Raw genomic sequence first — 24,409 nt, forward strand, 5'->3', positions numbered from 1 at the left:
ATAGGAAGAAACTTTTTTATTTTGTAGAGGAGATTCCAACTTTCTTTCCAATATGTATAAGACATATAGAGAAGAGGAGAGAAAAAATGTGGATCGAGGAATTTTTAAAGAAGTTCCATTACCGTGTGCATTTTTGGATGAAGTGGCTTTAGATAGAAATATTCAATCGATTATAGAATTAAGTGGAAATAAGAAGATTCGTATAGCGAGTAAATCGTTACGTTCTGTTCCGGTTATGCAAAGGATTTTGGCTGCAAGTGATCGATTTCAAGGTATCATGTGTTTTTCACCTAGGGAAGCTTTGTTTTTAATTGAACAAGGATTCAATGATTTATTGCTCGGATATCCTGCTTATGATGAAAGAGCGTTACATGAAATAAGTTTGCTAACAAAGCAAGGGCTCATTATAACTTGTATGGTGGATTGTGAAGATCATATTGTTTATTTAGAAAAAATTGCTGAGAAGTCTAAAGGATGTTTTCGTGTTTGCTTAGATATTGATATGAGTAGTCTTTTTTTTAAGTTCCATTTTGGGGTCAAAAGATCACCGGTAAAAGATGTGCAAGGTGCTTTGAAAATAGTAAAAAGGTTGAAAGAATCATCATTTTTAATACTAGATGGTGTAATGGGATATGAAGCCCAAATTGCTGGGGTAGGAGATCACATACCGAATCAACGAGCGAAAAGTAAAGTGATTTCATATTTAAAGAAGAAATCAGTGTTAGAAGTTAAAGAAAGAAGAGGACATATCGTAAAAGAAATACAAAATCTAGGTATTGAACTAAGGTTTGTAAATGGGGGAGGCACAGGAAGTATAAAAACAACTGAGCAAGATCATTCAGTTTCAGAGATTACAATAGGTTCGGCTTTTTATGCCCCGAAGCTGTTTGATTATTATAAAGAGGTGCAATTTCATCCAGCTGTCGGATTTGCTTTACCAGTTGTGCGTAAACCAGCCCCAACAATTTACACTTGTCTAGGTGGTGGATATATGGCCTCAGGCGCAATTGGGAAAGATAAAGAACCTGAGATTTGGAGGCCGGGTGGTGCAAAACTATTAGCTTTAGAAGGCGCTGGTGAAGTGCAAACACCAATTTTCTATAACGGTGAGGAACGAGTAGAAATAGGAGATTGTATCTTGTTTCGCCATAGTAAAGCTGGAGAATTATGTGAGCGGTTTCCGTTTTTATATCGTGTGAAAGAAGGAGAGATTATTGGGGAGTATTCAACATATCGGGGGGATGGCCAATGCTTTCTATAAAGGGACAAAAATGGAGAAATTGGACAGGGAATGTAGAAGGAACACCGCATTATACGATGTATCCAGAAAGTATACAAGATGTAGTAGAAGTTATAGAGCTTGCACGAAAAGAAGGGAAGAAAATTCGCGTTGTCGGTTCAGGACACTCGTTTACCCCTCTTGTGCAGACGGAAGAAATTTTAGTCTCTTTAGATGAATTGAAAGGTATTGTGAATGTTGATGCAGAGAAGATGGTTGCCGAAGTATGGGCAGGAACAAAGTTACATGAGCTAGGGAAGTTACTTGAGGAAAAAGGTTATGCGCAAGAAAATTTAGGGGATATTGATTCGCAATCTATTGCAGGAGCAATTAGTACGGGGACGCATGGAACGGGTATTACCTTTGGAAGTTTATCAACACAAGTTATAGAGATTACCGCAGTTTTATCTACAGGTGAGAGTATAGTTTGTTCGGAAACGGAGAATGTACAATATTGGAGAGCTTTTCAGTTGTCGCTTGGAATGTTAGGTATCATTGTAAAAATAAAACTGAAGGTTATTCCAGCCTATTCACTCGTTTATAAAAGTGAAAAAAAGTCATTATCTACTGTAATGAACAAGCTAGAAGAATATAAGAAGAATCGCCACTTTGAATTTTTTGTTTTTCCTTATTCAGATGAAGTGCAAGTGAAAGTCACAAACGAAACAACGGGCAAAAAAGGTGATTTGAAATGGCATAAACTAAAGGTAGAGTTAATAGAAAATAAGATGTTTTCTTTGTTATCTAAAGGATGTAAATGGTTTCCTTCTATAAGTAAAGGAGTAAGTCGATTATCAGCTAAAGCTGTACCGAATACAAAAATAATTGGTCCGAGTTATGAAGTATTTGCTACATCGCGTGCGGTTCCATTTTATGAAATGGAGTATAGTGTTCCTTCAAAGTATATGCAGGCCGTTGTAGAAGAAATTTCAAATCTTATTGAAAAGAAAAAGTATAAGGTACACTTCCCAATTGAATGCCGTTATGTGAAAAGGGATGACATATGGCTCAGTCCAGCGTATGGAAGAGATTCTGCGTATATAGCTGTTCATATGTATAAAGGTATGAAGTATGCTGCATATTTTGGTGAGGTGGAGAAAATTTTTCTAAAGTATGAAGGACGCCCGCATTGGGGGAAAATGCATACGTTAACGTATGAAAAATTACAAAATATATATCCAGAATTGCATTCGTTTCTAAAGGTGAGGAAATTATTAGATGAAGCAGAAATGTTTTCAAATCCTTACACAGAAAAGTTATTTACGATTATGAAAAAAAGCTGACAAAGTATTACTTGTCAGCTTTTTTTAGTACGATCGCATTTCTTGTTTGACTAATTCGCTCGTAAAATAGTAACTTATCACGACTAAATACATGTAATAAAACATGAATAATAAATAGACCGTTAATTACGAGTTGGAATAATAATATAACTACTAATACTAAAGGCTCTTTAAGATTTAAGATAGAGCTACTAGAAAGAATATAATTGATTCCACCTAAAACGAAATAGAATATACCATAACGGATGAATAGTTCCTTCAACGTAATACGATCTGATTGTCCTTTCACGTAAATACGAAGCAATGCTTTACCGATTGTCTTTCCATTCGTAAAGTATGGAATGATAATAAAGTAAATAAAGATCGAACACGTTATGAAAATGAGTTCGTATATGTTAGTGTAAGATTGAATATTAGAAACAAAGAAAGAATTTCCTTTGTTTTTAATGACAGGTACAACGATGGATAAGAAAATCCAATCAATTTGCATCGCGATAAAGCGACGAACGAATCCGACTGGTTTCGTTTCCAAATCAATATGACTATCTAATTCGCTTGCTTTCGGAAGGAAGTACGTAAAAATTGGTGCAATGATAAAGCCGATTACGCCGCCTAATGTATTTAAAAACAGATCGTCTATATCAAATAAGCGGTACGCACAATTGTATATACCGTATAGTCCAGTCACTTGTGTTAGCTCGAAAAAGAGTGAAAGACAAAAAGAAATACAAATTGTTTGTAAGAAACTACGTCGGAAATAATACCGTAAGTAAATACCGAATGGAACGGTTAATAGAACGTTAAATGCTACTTGTAAAAACGCAGATTCTTTTAATAGGTAGAAATAAGTAGCTGGTTTCGTTAAAATTGCCGAAGTATGATTACTAATTTCTTGTATGAAATAAAATGGTGATAGTTGCATGTGTTGTGTATTAGCCGGTTGTAGGCTACAAGTATCATATGTTTGTGGTAACGGCAAAATCACAAGAAAATAGGCATTTAATAAGTAAAGTAATAATGAGTACAAAATAAATGAACGCCATTTATTTAAATAACCGTACTTTCGGTAGTTAAATATTAAAAAAGGTATTAAGAGGAACATTGCTAAAATAGGAAATAAAATAAATGCTGTTTTTATTGGAAATATATATGCAGTCAAAATGTAGCTCCTTTCAATGAAAATTCGTTTATCATTATAACGTTAAAAGAAGCGTAAAACAAAATTAAAATATTTCGAAATAGAAAAAATTACAAATTTCAACGGAATTAAGTTATACTAAATTTAATATAATGATATTATGATTATTATAAGTTGAGAGAGGGTACAAAATATGCGATATGAGCTTTTTTCTGTAAGTGGGGATCATATTACAACTTTTGAAAGTGCATGGCGTTTTCAAGAGGGAGAACAGATTTTTGTTCATGATGATCAAATAAAACGAAATTTTATTATTATCCGCCTAACGCATGATGTATTTCAACAAAATAAACATGTTATTCGTTTGTATTGTCAAGAAAAGAAAGTATATGCATAAAAAAACGAGTCGTTCTAGTGTAATTGTAATAGAATGACTCGCTTTTTGATTTGTAAGTTTCACCTTATAAGAAAATAAGAGTAAGTACACCTACGATAATGCAATAGAAAGAGAAATATTTTAAATTTCCTTTTGCCATAATGTTCATAAACCATTTTAATGAAATATACGTCATGATAAATGTTGCGATAAATGCAACGATATATGGTACGAATAGTGTATCTAGATTTGGATCTTTTGCAATGTCTGTAATACTTAGTAATAAACCACCTAAGCTAACAGGGATATATAGTAAGAATGAGAAACGAAGAGCCGTTTCTTGCTTCATACCAAGTAACATCGCTGCTACGATTGTTGCACCTGATCGGCTTATTCCAGGAATTAGTGCGCAAGCTTGTGCTAGGCCGACAATAATTGCGTCTTTCATAGAAAGGTCGCCATCATTTTTACGTCCACGCAAGTTTCTAATAATCCAAAGACCGACAGCGGTAATAAGAAGGGAAATCCCAACCATTTTCACACCTTTTAAGTATTGATCGATGTAATCTTTAAATAAAACACCAATAACACCTGCTGGAATGGTCGCAATAACAAGATAAATAATAAAGAAGAAATCTGATTTTGCATCTTCTGCTCTTGTAAATATATAAGATAGACCATTCTTCGTTAGACGAATTAAATCATTTCTATAAATAAGTAATACAGCTAATAATGAAGCTGAATTAACAAGTAGTTCAAAGCTAAACCCTTCGATTTTTAGTCCTAGCAAATGCTGTGCTAAAACGAGGTGACCACTTGAAGAAATCGGAATCGGTTCTGTTAGTCCTTGGAACAGACCAAGAATTAAATATTTTAAAATGTAGTAAAATTGTTCCATAATAACCTCCTTGTTTAATAGTCGAAAGAAACAACTTGTCCATTATAACAAAGATACGGATGAATATTGAGAAGAAATAAATATTCGAAATATAATAAAAATCCCTTATAGCAGTATAAGGGATTTTTATTATTAATGAGAAACTGCTGTTTCTTCAAGACTTTTCGTTAATTGAACATCGACTTTCTCAGCATCATGAATGTGATTCATAATAGTAGTATTTAACTTTTGGAACATTTGTTGTGTAGTAGCGAATTCTCGTAATATATCATCATTACAAGACTTTTGGTTTTCAATAGCTTTAATAACATTAGTAGCACCGTTTTGTAACGTTTGAATCATAATTAAAATATTTTCAATTCTAGCGTTTGTATCGGCACTCATTTCTACACCTTCATCGACTAAATGCAAATTATCTTTTGTATTATCGTATGCTTTTTCAATTTCTTCTTGAATTTTTTTCGTTAAGTTGCCAATGTTTTTTGTACTTTCAGCTGTACTTTCAGCTAATTTTCTTACTTCATTGGCAACGACAGCGAATCCTTTACCGTGTTCACCAGCACGTGCAGCTTCAATGCTTGCATTTAAAGCAAGTAAATTTGTTTGTGCTGCAATGTTTTGGATGACTTCTACAATTTGCTCAATTTCTTTTGAGCGTTCACTTAAATGATTCATACTATTAGACGTACGTTGAGATTGTTCGCCTAATTTGTTAATTACAATAAGTAAACGGTGAACAGATTCTTTTCCTTCATTAGAGCAGTCAATGATTTCTTCAATAGATTGAATTAAGCTTTGTTCTTTTTGTAACATTTCATTATTTAATTCATTGGAATGTGTCGTACGCGTTGAAACATTTTCGAAACATGAGCTTAATTGTTGAACTAAATTTTGAAGTGTATTGTGCTGGTTATTTACAAGTTGATGCTCTTGAACAACGCTTTGTACACGATCGTGGATAGAAGAAATAGTCTCTTGTTGTTCGATATCCTTTTGTTTTAATTCTGCTTCTAGTTCTTGTATACGACTTTCTAATTGATCAATTTTATGTTGGAGTGATTTCTTTTGAGTAAACATATATTTATTTCAACCGCCTTTAGAAGTTATATTTTCTCTATATTTGGATTTTAGCATCTTTTATAATTTTTAAATATAGGAATTGTTAAATATTTAAGAATCTATTACATTTTATGCATACTTCCCTTTTTTTCGTCATGAAAAATAAACTGTATTTAATGGTATTGTAAACAAACTGTAAAATAAATCATGTATAACTGTATAAGAAGGGAGTCGGATTATGAACTATTTTAAGCGAATCAGTAGTCTAGTATTAGCAGGAATTATAGGTCTTTCTAGTACAGTCGCTGTTAAAGCAGAGTCAAACGACGAGAAACTTAACAACATGCAACAGCAATTGCAGCAAAACGATGCAGAAATGCAAAAGAAAGAGCAAGAGAAGCAAGCTGTTAGTAAAGAAATTCAAGGTATCGAAAACGAACTACATAATTTAAATAATACAATTGCAAAAAATAAAGAGGATCAAGCTGCTATTCAACGTAAAATTGATGAAACACATAAGCAGATTGAGCAAAAAAAGGAAGAAATTGTCGTTTTAGAGGATAAAGTCCTTGCTCGTAAAGATATTATGAGAAAACGTATGGTTTCTGTTCAAAACAGTTCAAATACAAGTTTAGTAGTAGAAGTTGTAGTAGAGTCAAAAAACTTTGCAGATTTCTTACAACGTATGAACGCAGTTTCTACTATTTTAGAAGCTGATAAAGAAATTTTACGTCTACAGGAACAAGATCTTCGTCAAATTGAAGCAGACAAGAAAACAATTGACGAAAAAGAAGCATCTTTAGTAGTAGACAAACAAAAATTAGCAAAAGCACAAGCTGATTTGCAAGATAACTTGAAAAAGCGTCAAGCTAACTTACAAACAGTTCAAGCTAAATATAATCAGGTTGCAAGCCAACTTAATTTAGCTGCAGAAGAAAAGGCTAAAATCGAATCAAACATGAAGGCAGTACAAGAAACGATTGCTCGTGAGCAAGAAGCAGCAAGAATTGCAGCAGAAGAGCGTGCAAAAGCGGAGGCAGCTGCAAAGGCTGAGCAAGAAGCTTTAGCGAAAGCGCAAGCGGAAATTGCTGAAAAGCAAAAGCAAGCAAAAGCTAGTAAACCAGCTGATAAACCAGCTGAACCAGTTACTAATAATAATTCGAAGGTAGAACCTCCACAACCTGAACCATCTCCTAAGCCAACTGCTGGTGGGAAAGAAATTTATGTAGAAGCTACAGCTTATACAGCTGATCCAGCGGAAAATGGTTATGCACCAGGTCAACAAGTATTCTCTGCATGGGGACACTATAATTTAACTGCAAATCCAGGAATGAAATTAATTGCTGTAGATCCAAAAGTTATTCCATTAGGTAAAACTGTAAATGTTGAAGGTTATGGAGTCGCAATTGCAGCAGATACTGGTGGAGCGATTAAAGGTAACAGAATTGATGTGTTAATGCCTGATAAAGGGTCTTCTAGTCAATGGGGAAGAAAAATCGTTAAAGTTACAATTTTAAACTAACACGTAATCCAACTTTACAATACGTAGAGTTGGATTTTTTATAAAAACAATGTTAAGTTGAGTTTACATTTTGTTAAGGATAGCATACAATGATGGTGAGAGGTGGTAAATTTGACCATTTTAAATAGAGTGAAGGAATTAAGAGCTCGATTTAATTTTTCGCAAAGTGTATTAGCAGAAAAGGTTGGAGTGACGAGACAAACAATCGCGGCAATTGAAAAAGGGGATTATGTTCCTTCATTGTTATTAGCGCTTACGATTTGCGATGTGTTCGAGCTCAAGATGGAAGATGTGTTTGTTTTAAATAAGGAGGGGGAAGAGGATGAATAGACTTGTATTTTCCTATATGTTGAATGTACTCTTAATGGTATTAGCAGGTTGGGCATTTATTGAGTTGTATTATTTTACTATCGAAGTTGCTAATTTTATTCAAACGAAGAGGGTACCATTTGAAGTTTCGGTGAGTTTAATGCCAATAGGATTGCTTTTAATATTTGGTATTGTATCGACTGTTCTTTATAAAATTCAAAAGAAAAAATATAAAGAGCTATCATATTGGATGTTTCCACTGTTATTTCCTCAAGAAGACGAGCGGGAAAAGGCGATTACAGAAAAGGCTTGTCGTACTACATTTATGTCACTATGGTACGTGTTGCCTTGTGCGGTTGGTTTTTTAACGCTTTCTCCAATTGCTAATCTATATGTTCCTGCATATCCAATATATATTGCATTTAGTATTTTCTTTATTCAAATGACAATTTTCCACGTATCTTTATATCGAAATAAAATCGCTTAAAAAGAAACCTTCTTGCATCAGCAAGAAGGTTTCTTTTCAGCTTACACTTGTACATATAGCAATATTATCTTATCATTTTAAATAGAGTAAGATTTTGTAACGGAAAGGAATTGTATATGAATAAGCAAAGAATTTATAGTATAGTAGCAATCCTCCTATTTGTTGTAGGTGGTGTATTAATCGGCAAACCATTTTATGATGGATATCAAGCTGAAAAGAAACAGACTGAAAATGTACAGGCTGTTCAAAAAATGGATTATGAAAAACATGAGACGGAATTTGTAGATGCTTCAAAAATTAATCAACCAGACTTGGCAGAAGTAGCGAACGCATCTTTAGATAAGAAACAAGTAATTGGTCGTATTTCGATTCCGAGTGTTTCATTAGAACTTCCTGTTTTAAAGTCTTCTACTGAGAAAAACCTATTATCAGGTGCAGCAACAGTAAAAGAAAATCAAGTAATGGGAAAAGGGAATTATGCATTAGCAGGACATAACATGTCTAAAAAAGGTGTTTTATTTAGTGATATAGCGTCTCTAAAAAAAGGCGATAAAATTTATTTGTATGATAATGAAAACGAATATGAATATGCGGTTACTGGTGTATCTGAAGTAACTCCTGATAAATGGGAGGTTGTTGAAGATCATGGGAAAGATGAGATAACGCTTATTACATGTGTATCTGTAAAAGATAATTCTAAACGTTATGTTGTTGCTGGTGATTTAGTAGGAACAAAGGCGAAGAAATAAAAAAGAAGGTCAACTCTCTAAAGAGTTGACCTTCTTTTTTACTAATGTTGAGAAATAATAGAATATTTTAGTTGGTATTTAAGTATTTTTCTATTTATGTATAATAAAGTTAGAATTCAAGGTTTTGGGAGGAACAAGAGTGAAACAACAGGTGAAGAAACTTCTTTTAACAACAAGTGTAGCGTTATTGGTAGCTCCAATTTCAGCCTATGCGCATCCAGGACGTACAGATGCTAATGGGGGACATACGTGTCGTACAAATTGTGAAAAATGGGGATTGCAGTACGGGGAATATCATTATCACAATAAGCCAGCTTCTAGTAGTGGTGCAACAAGTCCAGCTCCTAGTCAAAATAATAATGGTGCTGTAGAAGCTGAAAGACAAGCGGAAGCGCAGCGCAATGCTGAAGCTGAAAAACAACGTGCCGCAGAGGCGCAGCGTAAAGCTGAAGAAGAAAGACAGCGTGTAGCGGAAGAGCAAAGAAAAGCAGAAGAGGCACGTAAACGAGAGGAAGCACAGCGTCAAGCTGATATGGAAAAAGGGCAGTTTGGGGGACAAAAAAGTGGAGAGACTGATTTTAAAGCAGGAAAAAATGATGCGGAATCACATTTAGCTGGGAAATCAGATACATATAAAGAAGCATTCAAAACTGCTTATGCTGCATCTTGGTCTTTAGAAGAGCAGAAGAAAACGCATTTTGAAAAAGGAAAAGAGCAAGGTTTAGCACAAGAGACGATGGAAGATAGTCAAATTGCTCCAGAGTTTAAGCCGAATTTTGCAGAAGGTTTCCAAGTAGGGAATAAAGAAAGAACAGAAAAAATTGAAAAAGAGCAAGCTGAACTAGGGGAAAAGGCAGGTAAGGAATTAGCCGGAAAGAACCCTGGAAATAGAGAGAAAGATGTGTACGTGAAGGCGTATGAAACAGCTTATGAAAAGGGTTATAAATCTACAAAAAAAGCAGTAGAAAAGGCTGGCTATAAGTATGCATTTGAAAACTATGATTTGAAAGTTCCTGCTAAATATGAAAAAAATGAATCGTTAAAGAAATGGTTTATTGAAGGATTTAAATCAAATAAAAAAGCAGCAGAAATTAGAGAAGAAGGATATAAAAAAGGAGACAGTTGGCTTGCATTCTTCTATAAGAATTTTGTGCCAAGTGAATATAAAGAACATAAAAATCTGTACGAACAAGCGATAGAAAAAGGTAAGAATGCATAAAAAAGATGAGGGATTTCCCCTCATCTTTTTTAATCCATCCATTTCACTAACTTCTTAGAAATTAGTAATAAAACACAGCCTAATACAATTGCTACAGCGCCAATTACTGTAAATACTTCAGCATATCCAAGTGAAGTTGTGAAGCTTGCAAGTTGTCCACCTAAAATGTTAGCGATTCCTGAGCTTGCTAACCATACTCCCATTAATAAAGAAGCAAGTTTTACTGGGGCAAGCGCACTAACCATTGATAGTCCAACAGGTGATAAGAATAGCTCACCTAACGTATGGAAAAGATACGTAAAGACGATAAATAGTAAGTTTGCTTTTTCTGTAATGTTATGTTCATCACTACCTGTTTTTAATGTAGCAATAACGAGAATGATATAACCGATACCGAGCAAGATCATACCAAGTCCCATTTTAGTTGGGATTTTTAAATCTCCACGCTTGCGAGTTGCAAGTTTTGCCCATAATGCCGAAATAACTGGAGCAAGTAAAATAATAAATAATGGATTGACCGATTGGAACCAAGATGTTGGAACTTCCCATCCGAACACAGAGCGGTCTACAAATTTGTTTGTATATAATGTTAATGAACTACCAGCTTGTTCAAAGCCAGCCCAGAAGAAGACAACGAAGCATGTTAAAATGACGATAACTGCAGTACGTTGTTTTTCTTTTTTTGTTAAAGGTGTATCTCCTACTGATGGTTGTCCATCTGTTGTTTGTAAATCGCGAGTTGGTTTTTTACCGATATCACCAAGGAAGCGATTGGATAGTGTTGTAAATAAAATTTGTCCAATGATCATTCCGATTGAAGCGGCTAAGAATCCGTAACGGAATCCGTAATGTACAACGCCATCAACCGTTGTTTTGAATAAATTTTCTGATAAAAATCCGCAAACGAGTGGAGCTAAAAATGACCCAACGTTAATACCCATATAGAAGATGGTAAATGCACTATCACGTTTTGGATCGTTCTCTTCGTATAATTCCCCAACCAGTGTAGAGATGTTCGGTTTGAAGAATCCATTACCGATAATAATAAGCGCTAATCCGAGGTATAGGCCGACTTGGTTTTGCAAGGCAAATAGTGTAAGGTTACCGATTGCCATTGTTATACCACCAATTGTGATCGCTTTTCGTCTACCTAGAAAACGGTCTGTTAAGTATCCACCAATCATTGGTGTGAAATAACAGGCTCCAGTATAAAATCCGTAAATGGAGAGTGCCCATGCAGGACTAAACCCAAGACCACCGCTTACTAAAGCTGTCGTTAAATATAATGTTAATAATCCTCGTAATCCATAGTAACTAAATCTTTCCCACATTTCTGTAAAGAAGAGTAAGTATAAACCTGGAGGATGTTTCTTTTTTCTTTGTTGTTCTCTTTCTAGTTGTATCGCTGATTCCATGTTATTTTCCTCCTGACACAAACAAAAACAAAGTTAATAATTTTGTACATTTAATATTTTACTTTATTAACTATTATAAGTCAATAAAGGTTGATTTTTCAGAAGAAATTGGAAAAGGGATATAGCTATAGAATGAGTGTTTCTTTTATGTTAGACTATGGACTATGTTTTCCTTGTAAAGAAGCGGTTTATTGCACTTTTTTATATGTGAAATTGATTTCATAAAAGATGAAATTAAAGAAGGAGAAAGAAATGAAATTGTTACAAAAAAAAGAAATTTTACTTATTAGTCTTATGTTATTCTCGATGTTCTTTGGAGCGGGGAATCTTATATTTCCACCTTTCCTTGGGTATGAAGCAGGAGAACATGTGTGGATTTCATTAGTAGGGTTTATTATATCAGCAACAGGTCTTCCGATATTGGGAGTTATTGCGATTGCAAAAGCAGGAAGTTTTCAAACGCTAGCGGGTAGAGTTCATTCTTCATTCGCCATTATTTTTCCGTGTATCGTGTATGTATTTATTGGACCAGGCCTTGGTATTCCGCGTGCAGGAAGTCTAGCTTTTGAAATGGGACCGGGTCAACTATTTCCAGAAGCGGGTAGCGTAGTCTTATTATGTTACACAGTTATTTTCTTTAGTATTGTGTACTGGTTAAGTTTATCACCGTCTAAATTAATGGGGTTGTTCGGAAAAGTTTTAACACCGTTATTATTAGGTATGATTGCTCTTATCTTTATAAAAAGCATGTTTACATCAATAGGTAGTGTGAAAGAGGCTGCTGGAAATTATGGACAAGCGCCTATGTTCCAAGGGTTTTTAGATGGATATTTAACGATGGATGCATTAGCAGCTTTAATTTTTGGGATTGTGATTGCAAATGCTCTTCGTGCAAAAGGTATTGAAGATGATAAAGGTTTAGCGAAATATATGAGTATTGCTGGAATTGGTGCAGGACTATTATTATCTATTATTTATGTCATACTTGGATATATCGGTTCAATGAGTGGTTCATTGGGGACATTTGATAATGGCGCGCAAGTGTTAGCACAAGTGATGACTACATTATTTGGACAAGGCGGAGTCGTTTTATTAGGACTTATTTTTACAATCGCATGTTTATGTGTTTCAATCGGACTTGTTACATCGTGTAGTCAATTTTTCGCAAGTGCATTTCCAAAAGTAGCGTATAAAGTGTGGGCATTTATCTTAAGTTTTGTTAGTATGATTTTAGCTAATTTAGGATTAACACAAATTTTAAAAGTATCAGTACCAATTCTTGGATTTATTTATCCAGTTGCACTAACGCTTATTATTTTAGGGTTATTCCATAAGTATATTGGAAAGTATGCATACGTATATACAGTAACTGTTGGAATTGTAGCGGTGTTTAGTGCAGTTGATATTTTCAATAAAAATGTAATGTTGAATCAATGGACATCAGTATTAAAGTACATTCCGTTTTATACAGAAGGTGTAGGATGGATTGTTCCAGCTATTATAGGTGCTTGTATTGGTGTTATCGTGAGTATTGTTATAAATAAGAATAAATAGGTAAAAGGTGTTTTCCGATTTCGGAAAACACCTTTCTTTTTTGGAAAAATAGTATTGAAAATGAATAGACTAAGAGTATGATAAAGGTAATTGGTAATATATAGGTTTCGAACGGATGATGAGGAGGGAGCTCATGAAAGAGGATTTGAATAAGAAAATAGAAGCACTCGAAACGGCAATTGAAACGATTCAAGAAGCACTTTTTGAATTGAAAGCAAAACAAAGAGAAATAGAAGCAGAAAATGCTAAGCAACATGTTAGTAAGGAAAAGAAAGAATATATTGAAACGGTGACGGAAGAAAAACAAAAAGAAGAAGTAGTTACAATAAAAGAACCTGTTCAAGAACGTGAGGTAAAACAAGTGGATATATCCGCTTTTAAACGAGAACCATTTAATATTATTAAGTTTTGCCAAACGTGGTTACCGCGCATATTTGTCGGTATTATGTTGCTTGGAGTAATTTGGTTATTTAAAGCAGGGGTAGATGCGGGATTATTAACACCAGCAATACGAATTGTGTTTGGTATTGTCCTATCAATCGGTTTTTATTATATAGGGGATATTCAAATTAAACGCGAGCGGCAAGCATTAGGGTTAGTACTAGCAGGAGGAAGCATTACAGGTATAGTTTTAACGACATTTGCGGCACATTATTTATATGGATTTATTCCAGCGAGTGTCGCGTTTCTATGTAATATCGCATGGGTCATTTTAGGTATTTATATAGCGAAGAGGTATCAATCGGAATATCTTACTATCTTTGTAGCGGTAGGAGCTTTCTTCGTGCCGTTCTTATTAAATAGTACGACTCCTAATCCGTATATTTTCTTTGGATATGAGACGATACTAACGCTCAGCTTATTATGGTATGCGTTGAAAAATCGTTATCAGTATTTATATATGATTTCTTATGTTGTTGCTGCTATTGTTCTTTTTGTCTTCTTTGCTGTTATGTCAATGTTAGTAGAGGATTTGCAAGTCCAGTTAACAGTAGTTTATGGTTTAATTCACTTACTATTATTTTGGCATATGTTTACGGAGAGAAGTTTTATAGTAGAGCCACGCTTGGCGATATTTAGTGCGAATGCAGTCTTCTTTATATTAGCCATTTCAAAAATACACGAATTTACAACATGGGGATTAATGATAAGTGCACTCGTGCACGCTATTATGTTCGTGTTTGAATATAGGAAGAATAGACATTCTACATTTACCAATCTTTTATTTGGTTTCGCAATGGGGGCCTTTAGTTTAGCGATTTTATATGAGTATAGTTTAGTGAATGCAGCGATTGTACTATTATTACAAGGCTTCCTCGGTATGGTGACTTCTATTAAAGTAAAACAACAGATAAAATTGTATGTTAGTGCGACGGTTTACGCAATTGGAATGATACAGACGATTTTTAGCCCGTTTGATCAATTTATTTCGGCAGGCTTTGTTGCTCATCTTATTTTAATTGGCACGCTCTATTATTGCATGAGACAAGCGAAAGAAGTATTAGCGAGCTTTGGCAAGTATGTGTATTCTATAGTACTCTATTGGTTTATGGTGATTGTATTTATTACAATTACTAGAATCGGTGAAGTTTTGTCCACAGATGGAAGTATAATAAGCGTATCTGTATCATTATTATGGATGGTATATGCGTTATTTGCAGTGTGGTTTGGACGAAATAAAAATATGAATGAAATATTGTATGCTGGATTAGTCGTGTTAGTCGTAACGATAGGGAAGCTATTTCTTCTAGACTTACCAGAAGTATCGATGATGATTAGGGCAGTTTTATTCTTAATCGTAGGTAGTATAGGTATCGTTATTTCAAGAATGTTTTTCTCAAAAGAAGAGAAGTGAAAAGAAGGCAATCCATATCCGGATTGCCTTTTTCATTATTTCTTATTAATCGTTACAGTCTCACTATATTTCGCTGTCGTATTTTGGCGTAGACGAAGTGTTGCTTGTCCAGTTGTATTTGGATTGATTTGTACGTTCACAATTTTTTCAGCAGAACCTAAGCTGTTTGTTGTGAAAGAAAAAGCACTGCTATATCCGAAAGTAGATGGCCAAGTACCATTTGTATTTTGAACTTTTGCTACTTGTGTACCGCCAGTAGTGAAGATACCTAAAGAATAATTATCGTATGTTGTGTTTGGTAATAAGTTATTTACTTGAATTTTGATTTGGAACACTTCATTGTTTGGTAGAGTGCTAGGGTGTGTAACTACGTAGTCATTTGCTGTTACTGCACCGTTATAGCCATATGAACCAGGTTTAAAAGTATTTGTATTAAACCATTGATAACCTGCATTTGGCGCACTCCAAGGTTCAGGTTGTGGCTCAGTTGATAAGCTTGGTTGTTCAAATGTTTGTAAAGTGGTAGGTAAATCAAGTTGTAAACCATTTACTTGGTCTAAACTTGTAAATGTTTCTTTATTCGATAGCCAATTTACGATGTTTTCTAGTAAAATAGCATCGTTTTCTTCTTTATATCCATCGTAAGTTTTCTTTGTTTGACCAGAATCTTCACGAACGTATTTTGGCGTAGCATCTTCAACAGGAGAAGAATCACCGATAAAGGCAGCTTTTCCAAGTCCGACTTTTGCGATAGCAGCATAAGGACCTTCTGCAACACCACCGCCGTTATAAACACCGCTATCAACAGCGTTATTCCATTTTGACGGGTTTTCTGGAAGATAAACAAGTCCTTTTGCTAGTTTTGGATTTGTAATTGCTAAAGTAGAACCAGCATGCATTGCTACAGATGAAACCCCTTCTGTAATTCCGAATGATTGTTCAGGCGACACAATATTTTTAGCTGCAACATCGCCAATTGCATTATAGCGGAAGCGAATACCGAAGTTGTCAGATAGCCAATCAGAGCTTTCTACTCCTTGCATAGCTTGTGAATTGGCTTCTTCGTTAGACATTCCTTTTGCTGGATTATCCCAAGCACCGCGTCTATATCCGTTAAATACTTCAGAAGAGTCCCAGCGATTTTTATTACGATCTGCATTATAATGATCGGCAATGAAGAAAATACTACCGCCATTTTTCACGTATTGTAACATAGCATCTTGCTCAGATTTTTTGTAAGGAATATTTGCCTCTGGAACGATAAACACATTGTAGTCTTTTAAATCTTCGTATGTAATTGGTGTTGATTTACGTAGTTCTTTTACATGATAGCCGTTTTGAGCGATACCATTTCCGAAATCAGAAAAGCCACCATCAATAACCCAGTCAGCTGTCCCAGCCGTTTGACCGTGTGTATTATCGAATAATACTTTCTTCCCATTGTTTTGATTTACAACTTTTGCAGCAATTTCAGGAGCTGGGTCTACAGAGCTTTCGGCATAAGTAGATGGTATGAACGAAGCCCCTATACTTAGTGTAATTGCTGTTGCTAAAGAAAATGTAATCCATTTTTTATTCTTCATAGAAGAATCCCCCTAATAATAAATATATGTGCTTTAATAATGTAATTTATTTTTCTGTAAAAATAAAGACGGAAAACATAAAAAATATTAAAAATTTGTAAAAATACCGTGAATTTTGTTGAGAAATATTTATATAGATATAAAAACATCCCTTCCAAGTAATAAGGAAGGGATGTTTTGTTTAACTAATTTTTGAATTAGGTGTTTCATCAATCTTATGAAACCCTTTCATGTAGTACACGATAGCTAAGCCGATAAGCCAAATAGGACCGACGATTAATGCGATTCGTGTATCTTCTGAATACGCCATTATACCTAATACTAGTACAAGGAAAGCAAGTGAGAAATATGAACTTAATGGGTATAAGGGCATTTTATACGATAACTTTTGTCTGTTTTGCGTTGGCAAACTTTTACGGAATTTAATTTGAGCGACTAATATGATTCCCCAAGTCCAAATCGCGCCGAAAGTGGAAATACTAGTGAGCCATGTAAATACTTTTGCAGGTACGAGATAGTTTAATATAACGCCAATGAGTAAAACGATCGCAGTTGCTACAATTCCTTGACTTGGAATGCCATTTTTATTTAAACGACCGAATCTTTCAGGTGCTTTCTTCTGCTGAGCCAATGTATACAGCATACGGCCTGTACTAAATAAACCACCATTACAAGATGAAAGGGCTGCTGTTAATACGACAAAGTTAATAATCCCTGCTGCTTTTGCAATACCGATTTGTTGAAATGTTAATACGAATGGACTTCCTTTCTCACCCAGTTCGTTCCATGGATAAATTGCCATCATAACGAATAGAGCTCCAACGTAGAACAGTAATATTCTCCAAAATACGTTATCGATTGCTTTTGCGAGTGTTTTTTTCGGGTTTTGAGCTTCACCAGCTGTAACACCGATTAATTCAACGCCTAAATAAGCGAATAATACCATTTGCATGGAGAGTAGTAACCCAGAAAATCCATTTGGAAACCAGCCACCATGTGACCAAAGGTTTGAAATGCCAGTAGCGATACCACCGTTTCCAAATCCGAATAAAATAATACCAGCTCCAACTACTATCATACAGATAATTGTGACAATTTTAATGAGAGCAAACCAAAATTCAAGTTCTCCAAATACTTTTACGGATAAGAAGTTGAAAGCACTCATTAATAATAGAGCGAGTAATGCCCAAGTCCAACGCGGAATATCTGGGAACCAGTACTGCATGTAAATTCCAGCTGCTGTAATTTCAGCCATGCAAGTAACAACCCATAAGAACCAGTAGTTCCAACCTGTAATATAACCAGCTAGCGGTCCGAGATAATCATATGCATATTTACTAAAAGAGCCGGCAACAGGTTGTTCAATTGCCATTTCTCCGAGCGCTCGCATAATGAAAAAAATAACGAGTCCAGCAATCATATATCCTAGTAAAATAGAGGGCCCAGCTAGTTTAATAGCAGAAGCAGATCCTAAAAATAGTCCAACGCCAATAGCTGAACCGAGTGACATTAAAGTAATATGTCGTTCTTTTAAACCGCGGTTTAAAGTTCCAGATTTGTTTGAGTGTTGCATAAGAAGAATCCCCCTTGTAGAGTGAACGATGTTTGAATGCGTTTACTAAATATTTAACTATTTCAAATTATAAAACATTTCTATCTGTTATGCTACAAAAATAATCATAATGAACTGTACTACATCTAGACTTGTCAGACTTAAACTTAAAATTCGAACTATTAGAGAATATATTGACTCTTCTTTTTATTGATTGTTAAGATTAAGTATTATATTTTCTCGCATACTAGTAAGAAGAGAATGTGTGATAATAATTCAGGTGTAGGAAGGGTACATAAGCATGTTTCAATTACAAAAATATAACACTTCTGTGAAGCAAGAGTTTTTAGCTGGCATCACAACTTTTTTTACATTTGCGTATATTCTTGTCATCAATCCGAAAATATTATCTGATGCAGGTGTACCATTTGACCAAGCGTTTACAGCAACAATTATTGCAACTGTTGTTGGAACAATTGGTATGGCAATTTTTGCTAATTATCCAATTGTTATTGCTCCAGCTATGGGGATGAACGCATACTTTGCGTATTCTGTTGTACAGAAAGCAGAAGGGATTACATATGTAATTGCCTTTTCAGCGGTATTTGTAACAGGGATTATTTTTCTTTTATTATCTTTCACTTCATTTAGGCAAAAGCTAATCGTCGCAATTCCTGACAGTTTAAAACATGCAATTGCAGGTGGAATTGGGTTATTTATTGCTTTTATTGGATTACGTCTATCTGGAATTATTGTTGATCATCCATCTAACTTAGTTACGATTGGTGATTTTCATTCTCCAGCCGTTATTTTAACTCTAATTGGTTTAATATTAGCGGCGGTATTAATGGCATTGCATGTGAGCGGTGCATTATTTATTAGTATGATTGTGACAGGAGTTATCGCCTTCTTTACAGGGCAACTGAAGTTCACGGATAAAATTGTTGCGATGCCTCATTTACCAGAGGGTATTATCGTTTCAAACCCAATCAATGCCTTTTCAGATGTAATTGAGTACGGCTTATATGGTGTTGTGTTTTCATTTCTACTTGTACTTTTATTTGATACGACAGGTGCATTACTTGGATTAATTAAACAAGCGGGTTTAATTACGGATAATACTGAGAAACGTTTTGGTAAGGCATTTATTGCAGATGCAATTGGTGGGACTACAGGCTCTATCTTTGGAACAAGCCCAACAGCAGCGACGATTGAATCTTCAGCTGGTATTGCTGCAGGTGGTAAAACGGGATTAACAGGTATTGTAGTAGTCGGCCTAACGATTATAACGGCATTCTTTAGCCCTGTTATTGCTTCTTTATCAAGTGTAGCCGCTATTACAGCTCCTTCATTAATTATTGTAGGTAGTTTAATGGCACAAAGTATTCGTGATATTAATTGGAATGAATTTGAAGATGCATTACCAGCATTTTTAATTTTCGTTGGTATTCCGTTAACGTCTAGTATTGCGAATGGAATTGCAATTGGATTTTTAGTGTATCCAGTCTTAAAAATTGTGAAAGGGAAAGGGATGGAGGTACATCCGTTACTCTACTTATTTACAATTTTATTTGGATGTCATTTATTCTTATAATATAGGAGAGGGGGCTTCTTATGAGGGGCTCCTTTTTTGTGTATAATAAAGTGAAACTATAATCAGTCACGCAAAATATAAATTACTTAATGGAATATATATGTTACAATATGGATGGAGGGGGAACATGAATGGCTGTAAGTAAAATAAAAGTCGCGCGTGTTCAGTTAGATTTAACACAGCAACAATTAGCAGAAAAAGTAGGCGTTACAAGGCAAACGATTAGTTTAATTGAGAAGGGGAAATACAACCCATCTTTAGATTTATGTTTGAAAATTTGTTATGCAGTAGATAAAACTTTGAATGATTTATTTTGGGAGGAAAAGGAGTGAAGGGATGAGAATCGTGAAAGATGAAAGCTTAATGATTGAGGGGCTAAAACATATTAGACTCGTTTTCATCTTACAAAATATCGTCATACTAGGTATTGTTTTTTATCGCTACGTTTTGCAAGATGCAGGATATGAAAGTGTTTCGGATTTATTAATGGTGTTTATGGGTGGGATAATAGTTATTAACTTTTTAAACCTGAAAAATTCAGTGGAAGTATATGAGCATACAGGGGGAGTATCACGTAACTATTTCATGAAACTATTATTAATTCCTGTAGGTATTGTTATTGGGATTTTAGCTATTTGTATCGTTGTCACACCAGATATTTCGATAAAGGAAATTAGTATGACAGGACTTATTATGTTTGCTTGTTTTTTAATTCCTAGTCTGTTTATATACATATATATGAAAAAGATAAAAAGTGAAGATTGAAATATAAGAAAAGCTTTCCCGTATTGCGGAAAGCTTTTCTTATATTCTTTTATACAGTACTTTATGAAGGCCAATTGGTTCAATTTCAAAGATTTCACCATGTTCTTGGAAGCCTAAGCGCTTGTAATAGTCAGCTACAGTAATTCGGCCATTACACCATAGCATATCTGCTTGACGCTCTTGTAAGATTTGTTCTGCTTTCTGAATTAAGGAGCTTCCAGCGTGGTTGTTTCGAAACTCAGGCAATGTGGCCATTCCTCGTAGACGATAATGCATACCTGCTTGTAAGTCGGGATGCATTTCCTTTGAGAAAGAAGCGATACTAATAAGTTGATCGTTTATAAATGCGCCTAAGTGAAAGGTATCTGTTTCATAGTCAGAAGGGTATTTACAATCTGCTAATGTTTGACTCGGGCGCAAAATTTTTTGACGTAATACGTAAGTTTCAGATCCATCAATATTTTTCACGGTAATCATATTAACATCCTTTCTTATAAAGCTTTTTCTGTTAATTGTATAAAGAAATAGGCAGGTGCGGCGAAAAGTCCGAGTATACTAGCGGTTCCGAGAAGGAGTGAAAGTAAGAGGCAAGAGTATTTTATTCTATTTGATTTTTTCCATCCGTAACTACAAATTTCAATACTAACACCGATGAGAATAATGGCAACGAGTATTTCTGCTAATAATAAGAGAGCTAAAGTTATAATAGACATAATGTAATCCATCCTCATAATATGTGATAGTAACATTTTACCATATGGAATGGAAAAAAATGCCCCTTAATTATGTAAGGGGCATTTTTCTATTCTAATATGCTTTTTAGTGTATCGATATGTTCCTTTGAGCCTGTTACAAGTAATGTGTCACCGTGTTGTAGTCTTGTATCACCATGCGGGATTAATGCTTTATTCCCACGATAAATTTGAATGACTAGTACATCACCTAGAAACGGAAGGCGACGAAGTGCAACGCCGTTATATTTATTGCTTCGTAGTTCAACTTCACGGACTGTTTCGTTTGCTGTTGTAATTAAGCGAACGAGACTCGGTTTATCAATTAATGCACGTAATAGAATACGTGTAGAGTTAATGGTTGAGAATACGGCGATATGTTCTTGTGTTGCTTTTTCTTGTAGAAGCGGATCTTCTACACTTGCAATAACATGTTCAACACCTAGTTCTTTTGCATGTTCTGCTAATAGTAAGTTTTGTTCATCATCACTTGTTGCAACAACAACGCGGTCTGCATGAAATGCTGTTTGTTCAGTTAATGATGCAATTGTGATGTCATCTAATTTCACAATAGGGAAGTCGTGCGATTTCGCTTCCTCATCATTTATTTTATTTTGACGCATCATATATAGTGTTACGTCATAATCTTCTCGTTTTAAATCAAGTGATAACGGAAGGGTAATTCTGCTCGCACCAATAATTGAAACTTTTGGTTTTGGTGTTTCCACTTTTGGGAACATCTTTTTAAATAATATAGGTGCGAAAATACAAGTAATAACTGCGCTTAAAATAAGGGAGGCAGATAAACTTGGACTAATGATTCCTAGTTTTTCACCAATTTGTGCAGCTGCAATAACTAAAGAAAGTGTCGATGTTAATAAGATGGCACTTCCTAGTACGATATTACGTGGATACCATTTTCGTAAGACGAGTGATGGTATCAGTTTTGAAATAAAGAGTCCTACAATTAAAATTGGGATCATGAGCATGCTAGAAGGTTCTTTGAAAATAGACCAGACCTCTAAATTTACACCAACCATTACGAAGAAAATAGGAATGAAGAAACCGTATCCGATAGAATCCAGTTTTTCAATCATATCTTCATTTGGTGATAATAATGATACGAGTACACCTGCTAAGAAGGCACCTAAAATATTTTCGGCTCCAACGGATTCAGATAACCCAACTAATATTAAGATGAGTGCAAAAACAGCTCTTGTATCAATTTGTACACTACCAGCTTTTAAGCTATCTAAGTATGGAATGTTTTTAAAACGTTTTGCAACGAAGTAAATAACAATACCAGCGCCGAATAGAAGAAGAAGGAGCCACATGCTTTGGCCGCTTTCGGAATTTAATCCGACGAATACAGCGAGTAAAATCATTGTGACTAAATCGGCAATAACAGCGACTAATAAAATGATTTGTCCGATTGCGGTTTTTCCTAAGTTATTCTCTTTTAATGTTGGTACGACAACACCTAAAGAGATTGTTGAAATAATTAAAGTCATAAACATTGCATTATCTACAAATCCTAACCATACGAATAGTAATGATAGGGCATAAGATAAGATGAAAATAAATAAGAAGATAACACTTGCTGCTTGGAATGTGTTTGGTTCGTTTGTCGTATTCTTTTTCCCTTTTTGTTTAAAGATAGAAAAATCAATTTCTAAACCGCTTAAAAACATAAGAAAGATAAATCCTAGTGTCGATAAGACTTGAAGCCACATATCTGGCTCAATAATATTAAACCCACTTTTACCTACAAAGATTCCTGCGATGATTTCTGCAACGACGACAGGAAGTGCTTTTAATTTAAAGCGTTGTAACAAAAGGGGAACGAAAAACGCGATTGCAACGACAACCATAAGTGATAGAACAGAAGTGTGATGTTCCATTGCGTTCTCTCCCTTCAAATAAATATAGTACTTATTTAGCCATATAATAGGTAGAAAAGCAACGCATATGGATTCGATTTCATAAAGAAAGAGTTTTCTTAATATTTGTCATAATAAGTATATTTTTCATGATTCTGTTGTTAATTCCGTAATGTGGATGTAATAGGGGGGGGATAAAAAAAAGACTGCTGAGGAATCTCAGCAGTCTTTTTCATGTACATTACATTGAGAAGAAGATCCATACAGTTAAACCAACTGTTGCAGTTGCAACGAAGAAACTGTAAATCATAGTAAGAACTTGAACTCTTCCTTCTCCTTCTTTTAAATGCATGAACATAATTAATTGTAACAACGCTTGCGCAACAGCCATTATGATAATGGTAGTTAAGATCGTTGATAGTGGCAGGTTTGTATAAAGTGCCACGTATAACGCTAGAAACGTTAGTGCAAGCGATAAAATAAATCCGAAAACGTGTGACCAAGGGAATCCGCTATGCGCATGCCCGTTTGCTTGATTGTTATTTTGACCCATTTACGCCACCATCCCGTTCAAGTAAACTAGTGTGTAAATAAAGACCCAAACTAAATCAAGGAAATGCCAGTATAAGCTGATAATGAATACTTTACGAGCTGTAACTGGTGTTAAACCTCGTTTTAAAATTTGGATAATAACACAAATTGCCCAAATGATACCGCCTGTTACGTGGGCTCCGTGTGTTCCAAGAAGAACGAAGAATCCAGATAGGAAAGCACTTGTTTGAATTGTTGCGCCTTCACCAATATACATAATGAACTCTTCAATCTCGAAGAATAGGAAGCCTGCACCTAAAAGTAATGTAAGGACGAACCATCCAAGCATTGCTTTTTGGTTGTGCTTACGCATTTCGTGAATCACGATACCACATGTGAAACTACTTGTTAAAAGTAATAATGTTTGAATTAAAAGCGTTTTAAGTTCAAACAGTTGTGCTGGTGTTGGGCCATCTGCCGTACGACCAGCAAGTACTAGATAAGAGGCGAAAAGTGTTGCGAACAGCATAATTTCAGCCCCAAGAAAAATCCAGAATCCTAGGATATTCAATCTGCTTTGTTCGGATTGATATTCCAAAGGTAAGCTTTTATCTAAAGCCGCCATATCAT

23 protein-coding genes and 1 pseudogene are annotated in these 24,409 nt (G+C 34.9%); 13 read left to right on the forward strand and 11 right to left on the reverse strand.

The features are described 5' to 3' along the window. The first annotated feature begins 88 nt into the window (after positions 1 to 88). Positions 89 to 1,261, forward strand: coding sequence for an amino acid deaminase/aldolase (locus RCJ96_RS22685; RefSeq protein WP_270795564.1), 1,173 nt, complete (start codon positions 89 to 91; stop codon positions 1,259 to 1,261). Further along, complete coding sequence (locus tag RCJ96_RS22690; RefSeq protein ID WP_416504391.1) at positions 1,249 to 2,562, forward strand: D-arabinono-1,4-lactone oxidase; 1,314 nt, start codon at positions 1,249 to 1,251, stop codon at positions 2,560 to 2,562. The genes RCJ96_RS22685 and RCJ96_RS22690 overlap by 13 nt, the downstream gene beginning before the upstream one ends. A 7-nt stretch (positions 2,563 to 2,569) precedes the next feature. Here RCJ96_RS22690 and RCJ96_RS22695 read toward each other — a convergent pair whose 3' ends face one another. Beyond that, on the reverse strand, positions 2,570 to 3,721 hold the full coding sequence (locus RCJ96_RS22695) for a VanZ family protein (RefSeq protein ID WP_000127970.1): 1,152 nt from the start codon (positions 3,719 to 3,721) through the stop codon (positions 2,570 to 2,572). A 172-nt stretch (positions 3,722 to 3,893) separates the two neighbouring features. Here RCJ96_RS22695 and RCJ96_RS22700 point away from each other — a divergent pair, with 172 nt between their 5' ends. Beyond that, the gene (locus tag RCJ96_RS22700; protein WP_001268330.1) at positions 3,894 to 4,097 is read left to right on the forward strand and encodes a hypothetical protein; all 204 of its coding nucleotides are present in this window, start codon (positions 3,894 to 3,896) and stop codon (positions 4,095 to 4,097) included. 64 nt (positions 4,098 to 4,161) lie between these two features. Here the strand turns inward: RCJ96_RS22700 and RCJ96_RS22705 are convergent, their stop codons facing one another. Further along, the gene (locus RCJ96_RS22705) at positions 4,162 to 4,974 is read right to left on the reverse strand and encodes an undecaprenyl-diphosphate phosphatase (RefSeq protein WP_000434782.1); all 813 of its coding nucleotides are present in this window, start codon (positions 4,972 to 4,974) and stop codon (positions 4,162 to 4,164) included. A gap of 132 nt (positions 4,975 to 5,106) precedes the next feature. After that, a pseudogene (locus RCJ96_RS22710) lies at positions 5,107 to 5,640 on the reverse strand (methyl-accepting chemotaxis protein); the annotation flags it as partial. A gap of 631 nt (positions 5,641 to 6,271) precedes the next feature. Here RCJ96_RS22710 and RCJ96_RS22715 point away from each other — a divergent pair. The 5 genes from RCJ96_RS22715 (at position 6,272) to RCJ96_RS22735 (ending at position 10,319) form a co-directional block, all read left to right on the forward strand. Beyond that, entirely contained in the window at positions 6,272 to 7,555 is a 1,284-nt protein-coding gene (locus RCJ96_RS22715) for a 3D domain-containing protein (RefSeq protein WP_001105811.1), read from the forward strand. A 111-nt stretch (positions 7,556 to 7,666) separates the two neighbouring features. Next, positions 7,667 to 7,885 (forward strand): helix-turn-helix transcriptional regulator, encoded by a 219-nt coding sequence (locus RCJ96_RS22720; protein WP_000154009.1) that lies wholly within the window; start codon positions 7,667 to 7,669, stop codon positions 7,883 to 7,885. Continuing rightward, a complete protein-coding gene (locus RCJ96_RS22725) occupies positions 7,878 to 8,351 on the forward strand; it encodes a hypothetical protein (RefSeq protein ID WP_001081111.1) in 474 nt (157 codons plus the stop codon). The genes RCJ96_RS22720 and RCJ96_RS22725 overlap by 8 nt, the downstream gene beginning before the upstream one ends. 116 nt (positions 8,352 to 8,467) lie before the next feature. Next, on the forward strand, positions 8,468 to 9,100 hold the full coding sequence (locus RCJ96_RS22730; RefSeq protein WP_001041721.1) for a class A sortase: 633 nt from the start codon (positions 8,468 to 8,470) through the stop codon (positions 9,098 to 9,100). Between the two features lie 139 nt (positions 9,101 to 9,239). Further along, a complete protein-coding gene (locus RCJ96_RS22735; protein WP_446699847.1) occupies positions 9,240 to 10,319 on the forward strand; it encodes a YHYH domain-containing protein in 1,080 nt (359 codons plus the stop codon). A gap of 29 nt (positions 10,320 to 10,348) precedes the next feature. On the opposite strand, the gene RCJ96_RS22740 is transcribed toward RCJ96_RS22735, so the two are convergent. Further along, positions 10,349 to 11,734, reverse strand: coding sequence for a peptide MFS transporter (locus RCJ96_RS22740; protein ID WP_000443147.1), 1,386 nt, complete (start codon positions 11,732 to 11,734; stop codon positions 10,349 to 10,351). 252 nt (positions 11,735 to 11,986) lie between these two features. On the opposite strand from RCJ96_RS22740, the gene brnQ1 reads away from it, so the two are divergent. After that, positions 11,987 to 13,288, forward strand: coding sequence for a branched-chain amino acid transport system II carrier protein BrnQ1 (gene brnQ1, locus RCJ96_RS22745; RefSeq protein ID WP_074607343.1), 1,302 nt, complete (start codon positions 11,987 to 11,989; stop codon positions 13,286 to 13,288). A gap of 133 nt (positions 13,289 to 13,421) precedes the next feature. Then, positions 13,422 to 15,143: a DUF2339 domain-containing protein gene (locus tag RCJ96_RS22750; protein ID WP_416504393.1), complete on the forward strand. Its 1,722-nt coding sequence runs from the start codon at positions 13,422 to 13,424 to the stop codon at positions 15,141 to 15,143. A gap of 35 nt (positions 15,144 to 15,178) precedes the next feature. Here the strand turns inward: RCJ96_RS22750 and RCJ96_RS22755 are convergent, their stop codons facing one another. Next, entirely contained in the window at positions 15,179 to 16,726 is a 1,548-nt protein-coding gene (locus tag RCJ96_RS22755) for a DNA-binding protein (RefSeq protein ID WP_074607334.1), read from the reverse strand. 181 nt (positions 16,727 to 16,907) lie between these two features. Then, on the reverse strand, positions 16,908 to 18,299 hold the full coding sequence (locus RCJ96_RS22760) for an amino acid permease (RefSeq protein ID WP_001164821.1): 1,392 nt from the start codon (positions 18,297 to 18,299) through the stop codon (positions 16,908 to 16,910). 280 nt (positions 18,300 to 18,579) lie between these two features. Between RCJ96_RS22760 and RCJ96_RS22765 the strand changes: the two genes are divergently transcribed. From RCJ96_RS22765 to RCJ96_RS22775, 3 genes are all read left to right on the forward strand, one after another. Then, the gene (locus tag RCJ96_RS22765) at positions 18,580 to 19,872 is read left to right on the forward strand and encodes an NCS2 family permease (RefSeq protein WP_416504394.1); all 1,293 of its coding nucleotides are present in this window, start codon (positions 18,580 to 18,582) and stop codon (positions 19,870 to 19,872) included. 131 nt (positions 19,873 to 20,003) lie between these two features. After that, a complete protein-coding gene (locus RCJ96_RS22770; protein WP_000301182.1) occupies positions 20,004 to 20,204 on the forward strand; it encodes a helix-turn-helix transcriptional regulator in 201 nt (66 codons plus the stop codon). A 4-nt stretch (positions 20,205 to 20,208) separates the two neighbouring features. Next, positions 20,209 to 20,637, forward strand: a complete 429-nt coding sequence (locus RCJ96_RS22775) for a hypothetical protein (protein WP_074607331.1) — start codon at positions 20,209 to 20,211, stop codon at positions 20,635 to 20,637. A 39-nt stretch (positions 20,638 to 20,676) separates the two neighbouring features. Here RCJ96_RS22775 and RCJ96_RS22780 read toward each other — a convergent pair whose 3' ends face one another. From RCJ96_RS22780 to qoxC, 5 genes are all read right to left on the reverse strand, one after another. Then, on the reverse strand, positions 20,677 to 21,114 hold the full coding sequence (locus RCJ96_RS22780; RefSeq protein WP_000633757.1) for a GNAT family N-acetyltransferase: 438 nt from the start codon (positions 21,112 to 21,114) through the stop codon (positions 20,677 to 20,679). A 14-nt stretch (positions 21,115 to 21,128) separates the two neighbouring features. Next, a complete protein-coding gene (locus tag RCJ96_RS22785; RefSeq protein WP_142952279.1) occupies positions 21,129 to 21,386 on the reverse strand; it encodes a DUF4022 family protein in 258 nt (85 codons plus the stop codon). A gap of 53 nt (positions 21,387 to 21,439) precedes the next feature. Then, on the reverse strand, positions 21,440 to 23,269 hold the full coding sequence (locus RCJ96_RS22790; protein WP_416504395.1) for a monovalent cation:proton antiporter family protein: 1,830 nt from the start codon (positions 23,267 to 23,269) through the stop codon (positions 21,440 to 21,442). Between the two features lie 220 nt (positions 23,270 to 23,489). Continuing rightward, positions 23,490 to 23,801, reverse strand: a complete 312-nt coding sequence (gene qoxD, locus RCJ96_RS22795; protein ID WP_000531380.1) for a cytochrome aa3 quinol oxidase subunit IV — start codon at positions 23,799 to 23,801, stop codon at positions 23,490 to 23,492. After that, positions 23,802 to 24,404, reverse strand: coding sequence for a cytochrome aa3 quinol oxidase subunit III (gene qoxC, locus RCJ96_RS22800; RefSeq protein WP_000729317.1), 603 nt, complete (start codon positions 24,402 to 24,404; stop codon positions 23,802 to 23,804). Positions 24,405 to 24,409: the final 5 nt, after the last annotated feature.

This window comes from Bacillus sp. BSL6 (assembly GCF_052928345.1).

Excerpts from the sequence above, each read along its gene's own strand:
- RCJ96_RS22690 (WP_416504391.1), top strand. The coding sequence starts at position 1,249 with ATGCTTTCTATAAAGGGACAAAAATGGAGAAATTGGACAGGGAATGTA.
- RCJ96_RS22700 (WP_001268330.1), top strand. The coding sequence starts at position 3,894 with ATGCGATATGAGCTTTTTTCTGTAAGTGGGGATCATATTACAACTTTT.
- RCJ96_RS22705 (WP_000434782.1), bottom strand. The coding sequence starts at position 4,974 with ATGGAACAATTTTACTACATTTTAAAATATTTAATTCTTGGTCTGTTC.
- RCJ96_RS22715 (WP_001105811.1), top strand. The coding sequence starts at position 6,272 with ATGAACTATTTTAAGCGAATCAGTAGTCTAGTATTAGCAGGAATTATA.
- RCJ96_RS22725 (WP_001081111.1), top strand. The coding sequence starts at position 7,878 with ATGAATAGACTTGTATTTTCCTATATGTTGAATGTACTCTTAATGGTA.
- RCJ96_RS22730 (WP_001041721.1), top strand. The coding sequence starts at position 8,468 with ATGAATAAGCAAAGAATTTATAGTATAGTAGCAATCCTCCTATTTGTT.
- RCJ96_RS22740 (WP_000443147.1), bottom strand. The coding sequence starts at position 11,734 with ATGGAATCAGCGATACAACTAGAAAGAGAACAACAAAGAAAAAAGAAA.
- brnQ1 (WP_074607343.1), top strand. The coding sequence starts at position 11,987 with ATGAAATTGTTACAAAAAAAAGAAATTTTACTTATTAGTCTTATGTTA.
- RCJ96_RS22750 (WP_416504393.1), top strand. The coding sequence starts at position 13,422 with ATGAAAGAGGATTTGAATAAGAAAATAGAAGCACTCGAAACGGCAATT.
- RCJ96_RS22755 (WP_074607334.1), bottom strand. The coding sequence starts at position 16,726 with ATGAAGAATAAAAAATGGATTACATTTTCTTTAGCAACAGCAATTACA.
- RCJ96_RS22760 (WP_001164821.1), bottom strand. The coding sequence starts at position 18,299 with ATGCAACACTCAAACAAATCTGGAACTTTAAACCGCGGTTTAAAAGAA.
- RCJ96_RS22765 (WP_416504394.1), top strand. The coding sequence starts at position 18,580 with ATGTTTCAATTACAAAAATATAACACTTCTGTGAAGCAAGAGTTTTTA.
- RCJ96_RS22770 (WP_000301182.1), top strand. The coding sequence starts at position 20,004 with ATGGCTGTAAGTAAAATAAAAGTCGCGCGTGTTCAGTTAGATTTAACA.
- RCJ96_RS22775 (WP_074607331.1), top strand. The coding sequence starts at position 20,209 with ATGAGAATCGTGAAAGATGAAAGCTTAATGATTGAGGGGCTAAAACAT.
- RCJ96_RS22780 (WP_000633757.1), bottom strand. The coding sequence starts at position 21,114 with ATGATTACCGTGAAAAATATTGATGGATCTGAAACTTACGTATTACGT.
- RCJ96_RS22785 (WP_142952279.1), bottom strand. The coding sequence starts at position 21,386 with ATGTTACTATCACATATTATGAGGATGGATTACATTATGTCTATTATA.
- RCJ96_RS22790 (WP_416504395.1), bottom strand. The coding sequence starts at position 23,269 with ATGGAACATCACACTTCTGTTCTATCACTTATGGTTGTCGTTGCAATC.
- qoxD (WP_000531380.1), bottom strand. The coding sequence starts at position 23,801 with ATGGGTCAAAATAACAATCAAGCAAACGGGCATGCGCATAGCGGATTC.
- qoxC (WP_000729317.1), bottom strand. The coding sequence starts at position 24,404 with ATGGCGGCTTTAGATAAAAGCTTACCTTTGGAATATCAATCCGAACAA.